The 14,059-nt window shown below is 62.5% G+C and carries 13 protein-coding genes; 10 read left to right on the top strand and 3 right to left on the bottom strand.

The annotated features are described in order from the left end of the window. Positions 1 to 50: 50 nt before the first annotated feature. Positions 51 to 1,061 carry an AraC-like transcriptional regulator QhpR gene (gene qhpR / locus RA26_RS12995; protein WP_052272416.1) on the top strand — a complete coding sequence of 337 codons (1,011 nt, stop codon included), beginning with the start codon at positions 51 to 53 and terminating at the stop codon, positions 1,059 to 1,061. Positions 1,062 to 1,156: 95 nt separating this feature from the next. Here qhpR and RA26_RS12990 read toward each other — a convergent pair whose 3' ends face one another. Together RA26_RS12990 and RA26_RS12985 are read right to left on the bottom strand one after the other, a co-directional pair. Next, entirely contained in the window at positions 1,157 to 2,809 is a 1,653-nt protein-coding gene (locus RA26_RS12990) for an ABC transporter substrate-binding protein (RefSeq protein WP_039184244.1), read from the bottom strand. Between the two features lie 104 nt (positions 2,810 to 2,913). Continuing rightward, positions 2,914 to 4,572: a BCCT family transporter gene (locus RA26_RS12985; protein ID WP_039184218.1), complete on the bottom strand. Its 1,659-nt coding sequence runs from the start codon at positions 4,570 to 4,572 to the stop codon at positions 2,914 to 2,916. A gap of 120 nt (positions 4,573 to 4,692) precedes the next feature. Here RA26_RS12985 and RA26_RS12980 point away from each other — a divergent pair, with 120 nt between their 5' ends. After that, entirely contained in the window at positions 4,693 to 5,625 is a 933-nt protein-coding gene (locus RA26_RS12980; protein ID WP_052272415.1) for a LysR family transcriptional regulator, read from the top strand. 156 nt (positions 5,626 to 5,781) lie between these two features. On the opposite strand, the gene RA26_RS12975 is transcribed toward RA26_RS12980, so the two are convergent. Further along, positions 5,782 to 6,303: a winged helix DNA-binding protein gene (locus tag RA26_RS12975; protein WP_039184217.1), complete on the bottom strand. Its 522-nt coding sequence runs from the start codon at positions 6,301 to 6,303 to the stop codon at positions 5,782 to 5,784. Between the two features lie 169 nt (positions 6,304 to 6,472). Between RA26_RS12975 and RA26_RS12970 the strand changes: the two genes are divergently transcribed. The 8 genes from RA26_RS12970 to RA26_RS22125 all read left to right on the top strand — a co-directional run. Next, positions 6,473 to 7,444, top strand: coding sequence for a TRAP transporter substrate-binding protein (locus tag RA26_RS12970; protein WP_039184216.1), 972 nt, complete (start codon positions 6,473 to 6,475; stop codon positions 7,442 to 7,444). A gap of 58 nt (positions 7,445 to 7,502) precedes the next feature. After that, positions 7,503 to 8,051 carry a TRAP transporter small permease gene (locus RA26_RS12965; protein ID WP_039184215.1) on the top strand — a complete coding sequence of 183 codons (549 nt, stop codon included), beginning with the start codon at positions 7,503 to 7,505 and terminating at the stop codon, positions 8,049 to 8,051. Between the two features lie 9 nt (positions 8,052 to 8,060). Continuing rightward, positions 8,061 to 9,356: a TRAP transporter large permease gene (locus RA26_RS12960; RefSeq protein WP_039184212.1), complete on the top strand. Its 1,296-nt coding sequence runs from the start codon at positions 8,061 to 8,063 to the stop codon at positions 9,354 to 9,356. Beyond that, positions 9,356 to 10,102 carry a 5-oxoprolinase subunit B family protein gene (locus RA26_RS12955; protein ID WP_039184211.1) on the top strand — a complete coding sequence of 249 codons (747 nt, stop codon included), beginning with the start codon at positions 9,356 to 9,358 and terminating at the stop codon, positions 10,100 to 10,102. Before RA26_RS12960 ends, RA26_RS12955 begins: the two co-directional genes overlap by 1 nt. Beyond that, positions 10,099 to 11,127: a 5-oxoprolinase subunit C family protein gene (locus tag RA26_RS12950; protein WP_039184210.1), complete on the top strand. Its 1,029-nt coding sequence runs from the start codon at positions 10,099 to 10,101 to the stop codon at positions 11,125 to 11,127. Before RA26_RS12955 ends, RA26_RS12950 begins: the two co-directional genes overlap by 4 nt. After that, positions 11,124 to 11,897: a LamB/YcsF family protein gene (locus tag RA26_RS12945; protein WP_039184209.1), complete on the top strand. Its 774-nt coding sequence runs from the start codon at positions 11,124 to 11,126 to the stop codon at positions 11,895 to 11,897. The genes RA26_RS12950 and RA26_RS12945 overlap by 4 nt, the downstream gene beginning before the upstream one ends. Further along, positions 11,881 to 12,090, top strand: coding sequence for a hypothetical protein (locus RA26_RS22985; RefSeq protein WP_039184206.1), 210 nt, complete (start codon positions 11,881 to 11,883; stop codon positions 12,088 to 12,090). The genes RA26_RS12945 and RA26_RS22985 overlap by 17 nt, the downstream gene beginning before the upstream one ends. Positions 12,091 to 13,088: 998 nt before the next feature. Next, the coding region (locus tag RA26_RS22125; RefSeq protein WP_275041643.1) for a calcium-binding protein at positions 13,089 to 14,059 on the top strand (971 nt) is incomplete at its 3' end.

Genomic DNA, 14,059 nt, shown 5'->3' with positions numbered 1-14,059 from the left:
GGAATAGCGGATTTTTGCGGTATTCTGGCGCAATCCTGAGGAACTGCGCGATGCCACACACCTATCAGCCCCGGATTTCCGCCTCCACTTTGAACGACCCGCTGCGGGCTGTCGAGTTCATGAACGGCGATGCCGCCGCGATCTCCCGCAACGCCGGGATCAGCCCCCAGGACCTGGACGGCGAGATCGGACTGAAGAAATTCGTGGACTTCTGCGAACATGCCTCCGGTCAGCTCGGCCTCCCTGATTTCGGCTGGCGGGTCGGCTCGGTCTTCAACCTGCAAAACCTTGGCACGCTTGGGGAATACATCCTGCAGGCGCCAACGCTGGGGGCGGCGCTGGCACTGTTCCGCAATGCCTTTCCAATGGTGCAAAGCGACTCGGAACTGCGGCTGACGGTCGACGGGGACAAGGCGCGGCTGACCTACCGGATTCTCGACACCCGCATCTGGCCGCGGCAGCAGGATGCGGAGCTGACTCTGTCGGTGTTTCACAGCCTGATCCGCTCCGCCACCGGGCCGGACTGGCGGCCCGACCTGCTGTCGCTGGAGCACGAATCAAGCGCGCTGCACAGCCGCAGTGCCGCCGGGCCACGCTGCCCGGTGCAATATTCCGCCCCCTCGAATACGCTGGTGTTTTCCGCAGGCCTCCTCGATCTGCCGCTGGCGGACCGCGAAAACCCCGCTTTCAAAACCGCCTCGCAATCCATTGTCCGTACCGCCCGGCAAAGCGAACGCGAAGCGCCGGTGACCGTGCGGGTGCGCCGCGAGCTGCTGATGCGGATCGGCCGCGAAAGCTTTGAGCAGACCGCCATCGCCGCCGCCCTGGGCATGTCGCGCCGCACCCTGCGGCGGCGGCTGGAGGATGAAGGGCAGAAGTTCTCCCGCCTGCTGGCAGGCTGCCGGATGGAGATCGCCAAGCGCATGCTGCTGGCCTCAAACGCGCAGCTTCATGACATCTCCGAAAGGCTGGGTTATTCCGAGGTATCTGCATTCGAGCGCGCCTTCCGGCAGCAGGAGGGGGCCACCCCCAGCCAGTTCAGGAAGCAATCCTCTGCCTGAATTTCCTTTGTAGGATGGCACTCAAAGTGGCAAGAAACGCGCACCAACTCTGGTGCGCGCTTCGCTGTCATCGCGGCTATGGATTTAAGCTGTGGTCAAGCTTCAAGAGCCAGCTTGTGTACGTGGATTTCATTGATCGGATGGCTCTCGGCACCGATAATGCCAGGCCGCGCGTGGCGGTAGAGCGAGCGCCAGTAGGGCTGGATGATGGTCCCGTCCTCGCGCATGAACTGCTCGATCTTTTCCATATGACCGCGGCGAGTATCCGCATCCGCAATAGCTGAAGCTTCTTCCAGCATGCTGTCGAACTCGGCACTGGCGAGGCCGGTTTCGTTCCATGCAACCCCGGTCTTGTAGGCCAGCGTCAGCACCTGCACCCCCAGCGGACGGTGGCCCCAGTCGGTTGAGCTGAACGGGTATTTGTCCCAGTCGTTCCAAAAGGTGTTGCCGGGCAGCACGGTGCGTTTGACCTTGAGCCCCGCATCGCGCATCTGCGCCGCCAGCGCATCGGTGGTATTGCGCCGCCAATCGTCGTCGATTGAGATCAACTCGTGCTCGAAATCGAGCATGCCGGCTTCTTCCATCAACTGGCGCGCCGCCTCGGCGTCACGCGCAGGCGCACCGATGTCGGCGTATTCCGGGTGTATCGGGCAGACGTGGTGGTTTTCAGCCAGGGTGCCGCGGCCGTCATAGCCGAGTTCCAGAAGCACCGCGTTGTCGCAGGCCAGCGCCAGGGCGCGGCGGACACGGGCGTCGGCATAGGGGGTTGCCCCGTCCACGATGGCGTCGCGGTTGGTGCGAAGCACCAGGGTATTGGCCGAGACTGACTCGCTTACGTTCCAGCCGATGGAGGAGAAGATGTCGACATATTCGCCTACAGTTTCATAGACCATGTCGATTTCTTCGGCTTCGGCGGCGGACAGGTGGGTAGAGCCGTCGTTGCCGAAGTCGATGAACTCGATCCGGTCCAGATGGGCGCCTTCGCCCCACCATTCATGGTCGGTGTTCTTCTCAAGCGCCACCTTCACGCCGACCTCGTACTCCACCAGCTTGTAGGGGCCGGTGCCGACCGGATCAGCGCCCGGATCACCCGACCAGCCGTCCGGCACGATGGCAGCGGGGTATTCCGTCACCGCCGGGATGATGGTGATGTCCGGGCGGGTCAGCTTCAGTTTAAGTGTCAGGTCATCGACGATCTCGAGTGCGCCCTCGGCGGGGCCGTCGCCGGCCTCGTTCTGCAACGAGCCCATGCGGGCCGCCATTGAGTTGCCTTCCCATTTGCCATCACACCAGCGTGCAAAGTTATAAGCGACATCTTTGGCGGTAAGGGTGCCGCGGCCGTCGTTCCAGTTCACGCCGGGGCGGATGTGCAGCAGGTATTCGGTGGCGTCCTCGTTGACTTCCCAGCTTTCCAGAAGCCGGGGTTCAAAGGTGCCGTCGGCGTTGTACTGCACCAGATATTCCAGATAGCCGCGCACCAGGTTGCCCAGCTGCGGCCAGTTGAACAGCGGCGGATCCAGCAGCGCGCGCACCACCTGCTGGATGCGGATTGTGCCGCCTTCCTGCGCATTGGCTGCCGCTTGCACCGGCTGGCTGAGGCCGATCATGCCGTAGGCGGCAGAGGCGGTTACCCCCAGCGCAGTTGCCCGGCTGAGGAATTCGCGGCGGTCCAGCTTGCCTTCAGCCGCTTCCGCCACGTGCATCCGGACTGCCGGGTGGAGGGTTTCCCTGTTGTAGTATTGGGTCATTTTGCGTCCTTTGTTGCTGTGCTCAGCCCCGGAAAGGGTGCGGGCAGCAGTGTGGAGGTTTGAACGGCGGCCCTGCCCGCTGGCCGCCATTCGCGGGGAGAACTTTATTCAGCGGGCTCCTGGGTTATAGTGGTGGCCACGCCTGCCTGCGCGCGGCGGCCGTCGTTGTAGATCGCCTTGATCAGTGCCGCGCATTGCAGCACCATCACCACCGAAAAGGGCAGGGCGCCGATCACCATTGCAGTCTGGATCGCCTTCAGGCCCCCGACAAGCAATAGCGCGGTGACCACCGCACCCAGAGCCGCACCCCAGAACAGGATGTGCGGGCGGGCCTTGGGGCCTTCGTCGCCGGCCGCGTTGATGGTATTGACGATCAGCACCGCGCTGTCAGCCGTTGTCACCAGATAGGTCATGAGCAGAACCACGATCATCACCGACATCGCCCAGCCCAGCCAGGGTGACAGCATATATTGCACCATGGCAAAGATCTTGTCGCCATCCGGCGCGCCGGAGATCTGGCCGCCGGCGCCGCCGTTCAGCTCAAGGTCGATAGCGGTGCCGCCGGCCCAGGTGAACCAGACAAAGCACATCAGCGACGGCACGATCATCGCTCCCAGCACAAACTCACGGATGGTGCGGCCTTTGGAGATGCGGGCCAGGAATAGCCCGACAAAGGGCGCAAAGGCGATCCACCAAGCCCAGTAGAACACTGACCAGCCGCCCTGCCAGCCCTCCAGCTTGGAGGCCACGCTGTCCGGGTTTCCGTCACCGGTCCAGACCCGGAAGCTCATGTCCGGCAGCGCCGCCAGGTAATCCCACAGGCCAACAACCAGCGCCTGCAAGCCAAAGAAGGTGGAGCCGAACAGCAGGAAGAAGCTCAGCAGCGCGATGCTGAGAACCATGTTCAGGTTGGACAGCCACTTGATGCCCTTGCCGACTCCGGACAGCGCAGAGGCGGTGGAGGCAGCCATGATCACCACGATGGCAACCAGCACACCGGTGGTGTTCGCGGTGCCGGCTTCATTGGTCAGCCCTGTAATACCGATACGGGTCAGGCCGGAAACAAACTGCTCCACCCCGAAACCCAGAGTCTGCGCCACGCCGAGGATGGTGGCGACCACGGCAACGATATCTACCAGATGACCGATGGAGCCGGAGAGGCGGGTGCCGAACAGAGGCGTCAGCGAGGAGCGCATGGTGAGCGGCAGCCCGCGGCGGTAGCTGAAGAACCCCAGCGCCAGCCCAGCAATTGCATAACAGGCCCAGGCGCCCAGGCCCCAGTGCAGGAACGACCACTTGTAAGCCATGCGGATATTGTCGGCGCCACCGCCCGTGGTAAGGCCCTGGATCACTTCCGGGTTGTTGTTCCAGTGATAGATCGGCTCGGCCACCGCCCAGGTCAGCATGCCGACCCCGATTCCAGCCCCGAACATCATCGAGAACCAGGAGAAGTTGGAGAATTCCGGCGCGTCGCCCTGCTGGCCCAGTTTGAGCCGCCCTGCTGTTGGCCAGATCGCCAGCGCAATGCAGCACAGAACGAATAGCGCCACGGTCCAGATATACCAGGCACCGAAGGAGGCGAGGATGAAGCCGTTTATCGAGTTCAAGACCGCACCCGACTGTTCCGGGAAGGCAATCGCCCAGACCACCAGCCCGCCGATCATCAGCTTTGATGAAATGGTGACGATCTGGCTGAAGCCCCGATAAAATCCGCTGTCGGACGTGCCGATCGGCAAATCCGTTAAAGGAGGTTTAATTGACATGCAGTGTCCCTGTCTTTTTATGATCTGCCTGGAGGTGCCGCCGGGGCTGCGGCCTTAGCAGAACTTACACAGGGCATTTTTTGTTATAAAAATTTGCCCTTTTGCAGTAGGCAATATTTTATGAATGACATTAGCAGTATTAATAGGAAGCTGAGCTACAACCTGGTCGCGCTGCACACCTTCGACCTGGTAGCCCGGCATGGCAACTTTACCGGCGCAGCTGAATCACTGGGGCTGACGCAGTCGGCGGTTTCCCAGAAAATCAAGGGATTGGAGACGGAGTTGGGCATTGCCCTGTTCCGGCGCGAGCACCGCGGGGTGTCTCTGACCAACGAGGGTGTGCGGCTGTTGAACGTGGTACGCCCGGCTATGGCGCAAATGGGGAACTCGGTGTCTTCCCTGATGGAGCGCAAGTCGCGGCCAAGGGTTCGGATATCAGCGGACTTTGCCTTTTCCAGTTTCTGGCTGCTGCCGCGGCTGTCGCATTTGAGGGCAGAGCTGGGGGATGAAATAGAGATCCAGATCCTTGCGGCACAGGTGCCGCCGGACGATTACGGCGATGATTGCGACATCAAGATCCACGTTTCTCCGCGCAGCAGCATGGTGGACGGCGATGTGATGCTGCTTCAGGAGCGGGTCACGGCTGTCAGCAGCCCTGCCTATCTTGAGGCTCACGGCCCGATTGCCGCGTCTGCCAATCTGCTGGACTGCCACCTTCTCAGCCTGTCGAAACCGGCTTCGGCGGAGTGGCAGACCTGGCAGGGCTGGTTCGATCGGCTAGGCATCGCGGGGGAACGCTCCAAGAACTACATCAGCTTCAACAACTACGACATGGTGGTGCAGTCGGCGGTGGCAGGTGATGGCATCGCGCTGGGCTGGCTGGGGCTGATCGATAACCTGCTGGCTGATGGCAGGCTGGTGCAGGTGACCGGGGATGTCGTCGCCAGCGACGCGGGCTATGTGATGTCACGCGACTACTCAAGCCGCCTGCGCGGCCCCAATCTGGTATTCGAGTGGATTGCAGCGCATTCGGCCGGGCTGGCGTTAAGGTAACAGACCGGAACCTGAAAGGCTTTGTCGTTACGCCATGTCTGCCCTGTTGGAAAGCGTGGCAGCATCGTGCGGTGACAGCACAAAGAGTTTGAGCCGGACACCGCTTGTTCTTTGCCGGTGAACAATGCCGAACACTTAAAATTAGTGGGGGCGGAACTATAAAGACGCCGCCGCGCGGCTGGCCTGGTCATAGTGCCCCGAAAGCGCGCGCAGACTGCGGGCCAATTCGCGCAGGTCCTTTCCTGGCAGATCACCTGCTTCTAATCCATCCAGCAGGCAATGACGACGGATGTCGCGGTAGGCGGCGCAAAGGTCCGCGCCCTCTGCCGAGGTGCGATAGAAAACCTCCTTGCCGCGTTTCTCCGAGTCCAGCAGCCCGGCCTTCAGCAGTTTGCGCAGCCCGTAGTTCACCGTGTGGCTGTCTTCAATGTTGAGCAGGAAGCAGATGTCGGACAGGCGCTTATCCTTGCCGCGGTGGTTGACGTTGTGAAGGATCAGGATTTCCAGCGCGCTGAGGTTGGGCTGCCCGGCTGCGCTCATGCAGCGGATCATCCAGCGTGAAAAGGCGTTATAGGCCACGATGAGGCCGTACTCCAGTTCCGAAAGCTCCCAGCCTTCACCTTCGGCCAGATGGCGCGAAGAGACGATTCGGCGGGATTCTGGCAATTTTTCACTCATTGAATGCCTCTTCTTTGTCAGTAAAACCCCGGTGTTTTGCCTATGTTTGAAGCTAAAAGGGCAGGATTTCAAGGAGATCAAGCAGATATTTGGTATATGCTTGCATAACGTTGACAAAATGTAATCGTTATGAGTACGAAATATAAGTATATCACATTGGGAGGAGAAAATGCAGATCACGCGTATGCTGGGCAGCGCTGCTGTCCTGATTGCCGGGCTTTCGGTTTCGGTGCAGGCGGCAACCTGGGACATGCCGACCCCGTACCCGGACGCCACGTTTCACACCAAAAACATCGCTGAGTTCGCCGGTGACGTTGCTGAGGCGACTGGCGGCGGGCTGGAGATAAAGGTCCACTCGGCCGGCTCGCTGTTTAAACATCCTGAAATCAGCAAGGCGGTACGCAGCGGCCAAGTACCCGCGGGGGAGTTCTTCTTGTCACTGCTCGCCAATGACAACCCGGCTTTCGGCGCCGACTCGCTGCCGTTCCTGGCCACCAGTTATGAAGAGGCCGAACGCCTTTGGACGGCGCAAAAGGGCGTAATCGACGGGCTGCTGGACGCACAAGGGCTGATGGCGCTCTACGCGGTGCCGTGGCCGCCGCAGGGGTTGTACACCACCAAGGAGATCAGCAGCGTTGACGATCTGGCGGGTCTGAAGTTCCGCACCTACAACGCGACATTGGAAGAGTTCGCCAACCTGGCCGGTGCCGCGCCGACGCAGGTTGAGGTGCCGGACATTCCGCAGGCCTTCAGCACCGGCCGGGTTGAGGCGATGATCACGTCGCCCTCCACGGGCGTGAATTCCAAGGCCTGGGACTTCCTGACCCATTACACCGACATCCAGGCCTGGATCCCGAAGAACATCGTGGTGGTGAATAAGCGCGCCTTCCGCCGTCTGGATGAAGCGACCCAGACCGCCATTCTGGAAGCCGCGGCTGAGGCCGAGGCGCGCGGCTGGGAAATGAGCCGGGCCGAGACCAGCAGCCAGATCGAGGTGCTGAAGGAAAACGGCATCACCGTGTCCGAGCCGTCGGAAGAGCTGATGGACGGCCTGCGCGCGATTGGCGCCCAGATGCTGGAGAACTGGAAAGGCGAGGCCGGGGAGGCCGGTGCCACCCTGCTGAACGCCTACCAGCAGTAACGTGACCATGGCCGGGCGCCGGGGGCGGCGTCCGGTCTCCTGGGGAGGAGGAGCAGCCATGCGGGTTGTGCTTGATTTCATCTACCGTGCGGCCGGCGGGCTGGCAGCACTGTTCATCGTGGCCATCGTGGCGCTGGTCTTTGCGCAGGTGTGCCTGAACCTCGCTGACAAGATCGCGGTGGCACTGACCGGAACCGGAGTGGGGCTGACGATCCCGTCTTATGCGGATTTCACCGGCTTTTTCCTGGCGGCCTCGACCTTTCTGGCGCTGGCCTATGCGCTGCGCGCTGGCGGTCATATCCGGGTGACGCTACTGACCAACCGGCTGCCTGCTGCCGCGCACCGCGCGACGGAGCTGGGCGTGATCCTGCTGGCGCTGGCGATGAGCAGCTATGCCACCTGGTACATGGGGCTGCTCTTGCTGGAATCGCGGGAGTTCGGTGACCGCAGCGCAGGCATGGTGTCGGTGCCTCTGTGGCTGCCGCAGATGCCGGTGATGGTCGGCCTTGCGATCCTCACCCTGGCGCTGGCGGACGAGCTGATCTCGATGCTGCGCGGCGCGCTGCCCTCCTGGGAGGGCAAGGGCGAAAATCTTCTGAGCGAATAGGGGATCATCATGTCGGTTGCCGCGCTTTCCATCATTCTTCTGGTCCTTCTGTTCCTGTTCCTGGGCGCCGGCCTGTGGGTGGCCTTTGCCCTGCTGGGCGTGGGCATCGCCGCGATGGCGCTGTTCACCGAGGCGCCGCTGGGGCTGGTGATGGCCACCACCATGTGGGGCCACAGCAACTCCTGGGCGTTGGCGGCGCTGCCGCTGTTTATCTGGATGGGCGAGATCCTGTTCCGCTCGCGCCTGTCGGAGGACATGTTCACCGGGCTGTCGCCCTGGATGAACCGGCTGCCGGGCCAGCTGTTGCATGTGAACGTCTTTGCCTGCGGGATCTTTGCCGCAGTGTCGGGCTCGTCCGCAGCCACAGCCGCCACCATCGGCAAGTTGTCGATCCCGGAGCTGTCGCGCCGCGGCTACCCCGAAAAGCTGGTGATCGGCACCCTGGCCGGCTCCGCCACACTGGGGCTGCTGATCCCGCCGTCGATCATCCTGATCGTTTATGGCGTGGCGACCGAACAATCCATCGCCCGGCTGTTTGTCGCGGGCGTTCTGCCCGGCGTGCTGCTGGTTGGTCTGTTCGTGGGCTATGTGGTGGTCTGGGCGCTGCTCAACCGCAGCCAGCTGCCGACCGAGGACATTGCGGCCACCTTCCGCGAGAAGCTGAAGCGCGCCCGCAGGCTGCTGCCGGTGGTGCTGCTGATCGGCGGGGTGATCGGCTCGATCTATGCGGGGATTGCCTCGCCCACCGATGCTGCAGCTGTTGGCGTGGTGCTGGCGCTGCTGCTGTCGTGGCAGTCCGGCTCGCTCACCCGGCAGAGCTTTACCGAGGGGCTGATGGGGGCGACAATCACCTCCTGCATGATCGCCTTTATCCTGGCAGGGGCGTCGTTCCTGACCGTGGCGATGGGCTTCACCGGCATTCCGCGCATCCTGGCGGAGTGGATCGGGTCCTTGAACCTGTCGACCTTCACCCTGCTGGCGGCGCTGACCATCTTCTTTGTGATCATGGGCTGCTTCCTCGACGGGATTTCGGTTGTGGTGCTGACCGCCTCGGTGATCATGCCGATGGTGCTGGAGGCGGGGATTGATCCCTTGTGGTTCGGCATCTTCCTGGTGATCGTGGTGGAGATGTCGCAGATCACGCCGCCGGTCGGCTTCAACCTGTTTGTGCTGCAGTCGCTGACCGGGCGGGACATTCTGACGGTGGCCAAGGCGGCGCTTCCGTTCTTCTTCCTGATGATCGTGGCGCTGGTGCTGATCGTGCTGTTCCCGTCCATCGTAACCTTCCTGCCGGAGCAGATGTGATGGCACGGGAGAGCGCAGCAACGCCCGCCCCCGAGATCCGCACGGTGGGGGTGGACGGAATGCTGGTAAGCTTTGGCAGCCGCCTGAGCGAGCCTGCCAATCGCGCCGCCCTAGCGTTCCGTGCAGCGCTGGCAGCGGAAAGCTGGGACGGGGTCGAGGAAGTCTCTACCTCGCTGGTGTCGGCCTATGTGCGGTTTGACTTGCGGCATCTGGACCATGCGGCGCTGCGGGCGCGGCTGGGGGCGCTGCTGGCGCAGCGCGACTGGTACGCGGCAGAGCTGCCCGGCCAGCGCCGCCTGTGGCGGATCCCGGCGGTGTTCGGCACCGAGCTGGCGCCGCAGCTGCCGCAGGCGGCAGAGGCCGCGGGGATGACGGAGGCGGAGGCGGTGGCCTCGCTGTCGGCGGCGCGGGTGCGGGTGCAGACCATCGGCTTTGCCCCCGGCCAGCCCTATCTGGGCGAGCTGCCGGAAGCGTGGGACATTCCGCGCCAGACCCAGCTGACCACCCGCATCCCCGAAGGCGCGCTGGCGGTTGCGATCCGGCAGCTGGTGCTGTTCTCGGTGGCGACGCCGACCGGCTGGATGCACGCGGGCCAGACCGCGGTGCGGCTGTTCCGCCCGGAAGCGGAGGAGCCGTTCCTGCTGCGCCCCGGCGATGAGGTGCAATTCACCCCGGTGACGCCGGAAGAGCTGCAAGGCTTGCGGCGCGATCCACTGGGCGGCGCCAAGGCGGAGGATCTGTCTTGACCGGCACGTTGACAGTACTGCGCGCAGGGCCAGGGGTGACGGTTCAGGACCTCGGCCGCCCGGGCTGGCTGGAATACGGGGTGTCGCGCGGCGGCGCTGCCGACCGGCTGGCGCTGGCCGAGGGCGCTGCGCTGCTGGGGCAGGGCGCGGAACTGGCGGCAGTCGAGATGGCCGGCATGGGCGGCGAGTTTCAGGCGGACAGCGATCTGCGTATCGCCCTGACCGGCGCGCCGATGCGGGCGAGCATCGACGGCGCCGCCGCAGCCTGGAACTCCAGCCACCTGCTGCCCGCGGGGGCGCGGCTGGTGATCGGCGCGGCGCAGCGCGGCAGCTATGGCTATCTGCATGTGGGCGGCGGCTTTCAGACGCAGGAGCGTCTTGGCGCGCGCTCGACGCATCTGGCGGCGGGTATCGGCGCGCCGCTGGCCGAAGGGGACGTGCTGGAAACCGGGGCGGACGGCGGCCGCGGCACCGGGCTGGGGCTGGCACCGGAGAACCGGTTCGAGGGCGGCACCGTGCGGGTGGTGGCGAGCCTGCAGACGGCGCTGTTCCTGGAGGCCGAGCTGACGCGGTTTGAGCAGACGATGTTCCGCCGGGGAGCGCGCGGCAACCGGATGGGCGTTCCGGTGGAGAGCGATGGCGAAGGCTTCCGCCCCGAAAGCGCGCGCACGGTTGTCTCTGAGGTGATCGTGCCCGGCGACATCCAGGTGACCGGCGACGGCACGCCTTATGTGCTGCTGTCGGAGTGCCAGACCACCGGCGGCTATCCCCGGATCGGCACAGTGGTGCCCTGCGACCTGCCGCTGCTGGCGCAGGCGGCAGCGGGGGCGGAGCTGCACTTCCGTTTCATCCCGCTGGAAGAGGCGGTGGCGCTGGAACGGGCCGAGGCGGAGCGGTGTGAGCGCTTGCGCAGTCTGTGCCTTCCCCTGATCCGGGATCCGCGCACCATGCCCAATCTGCTGTCCTATCAGCTGATCAGCGGCGCGATTGCCGGTGAAGATGATGTCTTGGAGGAAATGAGATGACCAGGACTGTCGATCTGAATGCAGACTTGGGTGAAAGCTACGGCGCGTGGTCCCTGGGTGATGACGCCGGGCTGCTGGATATTGTGACCTCGGCCAATATTGCTTGCGGTTATCACGCAGGTGATCCGGACGTGATGGCCGCGACAATGAAGATCGCAGTGGCCAAAGATGTTGGAATTGGTGCTCATCCCGGCTTTCCCGACCTGCAGGGCTTCGGCCGCCGCCGCATGTCGGTGCCGAATGAGACCTTGGGGAACATGGTTCGCTACCAGCTCGGCGCGGCCCAGGCGATGGCACGCGCCGCGGGCGGCGAAGTGCGGCACCTGAAGCTGCACGGTGCGCTGGCCAATATGGCCTCGGAGGATCTGGCTGTGGCGCGCTCCTGTTATAAGGCAGCGCTGTCAGTGGACCCGCAGATCATCGTCATGGTACTGGCGGGAACCGCCCAGCAGCAGGCAGCACAGGAACTGGGGTTTAACACTGCCTGCGAGATTTTTGCCGACCGTGCATATAACGACGATGCAACTTTGGTGGATCGCAGGCTTCCTGGCGCAGTAATCCATGATCCTGGGGAAGCCGCACGGCGGATGGTAGAGATGGTCCAGGAAAAGGCCATTATCACCGCCAGCGGCAAGCGTATCCCGGCGCGGATCGACACCATATGCCTTCATGGCGACACTCCGGCAGCCCTTGCGATTGCTGCAGCCGTTCGCAACGCGCTGTTGGGGAGCGGCGTACGCCTCGCCAAGGCCAATGGCGCGGTCCTTTGAGGTTTACCCAGGAAGCGCTTTCGGCCCCACCAGGGATATTGCCGGCGGACTGGTGCCGCAATCGGTGCTGACCGGATTCAGCGCAGAAGTGGTTCAGGCGCTGGTCAAGACCGGTGTGACAGGTGACGCTCTGAACCCCGCAAGCGATTTAGAGCGCGGCGTTGCAACTGCCCGCAACCTGCTGGAGCGCTGAAGTAGCCCGGTGCGTTCCGATATAAGCCAGGGGGATGTGCTGATAGCAGCGGTTCAGGAAGAGCTGTAAGAAAGCGATGTCGCAGCGTCGGTTTCCCTGCGCTGTACGCAGAATGCAATTGTTGGCATCCGGCCGGAAATTGCCGTGGCAATGGTTCTTGCGGGGCTCAATCTGGAGAGTGTTCCCGCAGCGCTGAATCTGGATCATGGAATGGAAAATTTGCGGGCCAGCGCATGAACGTGCGGCCAAGTTCCCCTTGGTCCGAAAAGGTCTAACCAAACCATTGTCTGCAGTACGGGGGCAGAGGCAGCGGCACTTTTGAAGTGAACGTGCTGCAGCCGGTTGCGCCGCGTAAGCTTTTCGCAGCAGCCGTTGCTGTGTGGCCGGCTTGGGACCTGGCTCACCTTTCTTTCTAAGAGGGGAACAGGCTGTGCTCACGGTCCAGGGGGCTTGCGCAAGGCACTGGAGCTTTTGCAGGAGCCCTGCAACTAGGCGAACCGGTAAAGCTCGATAGACGGCACAGAATTGATTGCCTGTGCCAATCCGGCGGCAGCACTAGCCAGCTTGGGGCATAGGCCGGTGAAATCAGCAACTCAGCAACGGCTAAAACAGCCTGGAGTTGAGACAAATGCTGCATGGTTGCTGTTACATTGCAGTGCAACACTCCACCTAGCATGGCGAGGATTGGAAACGGGTGGTTTCAGAAGGAGCATGCGGGAACCTCATTTCGTAAATTTGTCTGGATGAATGTTCCTCACCAAATGGCACGGCATAGAGATTGCATTGTAAGAGTGGTAAGGCGGTGCCATTTTTGCATCTGTGCCTGGTAGTAAGAAAATCCTTGCGGCACTGGTCTGGAGATAGTGTGCAATTTAGGTTAGCGTGTTCTGGCGTGGCGGGACAACTGCCTGCCATTTTTCCCAAAGCCAAAGGTCTGGTCAGCAGCGGGTTGCCCCGGGCCGCGATTAATACACCTGCAAAGATTTGATGAGGCCGCCATGGCGACGATCACCTTTTACGAACCCTTTGTTGTCGGTACAGAAATTCAAGCAGAGTTTCTGGTGACAAGCAGCAGTATCATTTTTACGGGCGCCGATGGCTTTCGTGCAGAATACAGAGCTGCGGCGGGTTCGGAGTTCCAGCTGATTATTGGCCCGAACAACAGCTTCTCGGTGACCGGCACTATTGAGTCCTACTATCAGTACCAGTCCTATAGCGTTACAGAGCTTACTTATTCTGTTACTGGCCTTTCGCTTGATGCCAACACCGTCGTTGCAGATCCAAACATCACTTCAGATGAGTTTTTGCTGCTTTTCTACGGCGGCTCCGATACTTTTTACGGTTCGGACCAGAGCGATACCCTTTACGGACTTTCCGGAGCGGATCTGATCAGGGGCAATGGCGGTCAGGATCTGCTTTATGGTGGCACCGGATCCGATACCCTTTACGGCGGATCTGAAGGGGATGCGATTTGGGGCGGCCTGGAAGATGATTTCCTTTATGGAGATGACGGACAGGACACGCTGCGGGGTGAGGCTGGAGCTGACCAGCAGCATGGTGGAGCGGGCGGAGACCTGATTTACGGGGGAACCGGAGCTGATTTCTTGTACGGGGATGCCGACGCAGACACTTTGGACGGCGGCTGGGGGGATGACCTTCTTTCGGGCGGCACCGGCGATGACGAACTGCAGGGCGGCATTGGCGCGGACACGCTGTCAGGCGGTGACGGCGGCGACATGATGCGTGGCGGCGGCGGCGATGACGGTTTGTGGGGCGATGCCGGAGCTGACCAGTTGCATGGCGGCGATGGCCACGACGCGGTCAATGGCGGCCGCGGGGCTGACTTTCTGTACGGGGATGCAGGCGCAGACACACTGGACGGCGGTTGGGGCGATGACCAGCTGTGGGGTGGCTCTGGTAATGACGAACTGCAAGGTGGCGTCGGGGCGGACACGCTGTCAGGCGGTGA

The sequence above is a fragment of the Leisingera sp. ANG-M7 genome (assembly GCF_000813965.1).
Taxonomy (GTDB): domain Bacteria; phylum Pseudomonadota; class Alphaproteobacteria; order Rhodobacterales; family Rhodobacteraceae; genus Leisingera.
The sequence above is the reverse complement of the archived record's forward strand: the minus strand, read 5'-3'. Positions and strand labels throughout refer to the sequence as shown.

Bases quoted from the DNA above. Each gene is read 5' to 3' on its own strand.
- RA26_RS12965 (WP_039184215.1), top strand. From the start codon at position 7,503: ATGCGGGTTGTGCTTGATTTCATCTACCGTGCGGCCGGCGGGCTGGCA.
- qhpR (WP_052272416.1), top strand. From the start codon at position 51: ATGCCACACACCTATCAGCCCCGGATTTCCGCCTCCACTTTGAACGAC.
- RA26_RS12960 (WP_039184212.1), top strand. From the start codon at position 8,061: ATGTCGGTTGCCGCGCTTTCCATCATTCTTCTGGTCCTTCTGTTCCTG.
- RA26_RS12975 (WP_039184217.1), bottom strand. From the start codon at position 6,303: ATGAGTGAAAAATTGCCAGAATCCCGCCGAATCGTCTCTTCGCGCCAT.
- RA26_RS12990 (WP_039184244.1), bottom strand. From the start codon at position 2,809: ATGACCCAATACTACAACAGGGAAACCCTCCACCCGGCAGTCCGGATG.
- RA26_RS12970 (WP_039184216.1), top strand. From the start codon at position 6,473: ATGCAGATCACGCGTATGCTGGGCAGCGCTGCTGTCCTGATTGCCGGG.
- RA26_RS22985 (WP_039184206.1), top strand. From the start codon at position 11,881: ATGGCGCGGTCCTTTGAGGTTTACCCAGGAAGCGCTTTCGGCCCCACC.
- RA26_RS12985 (WP_039184218.1), bottom strand. From the start codon at position 4,572: ATGTCAATTAAACCTCCTTTAACGGATTTGCCGATCGGCACGTCCGAC.
- RA26_RS12955 (WP_039184211.1), top strand. From the start codon at position 9,356: ATGGCACGGGAGAGCGCAGCAACGCCCGCCCCCGAGATCCGCACGGTG.
- RA26_RS12980 (WP_052272415.1), top strand. From the start codon at position 4,693: ATGAATGACATTAGCAGTATTAATAGGAAGCTGAGCTACAACCTGGTC.
- RA26_RS12945 (WP_039184209.1), top strand. From the start codon at position 11,124: ATGACCAGGACTGTCGATCTGAATGCAGACTTGGGTGAAAGCTACGGC.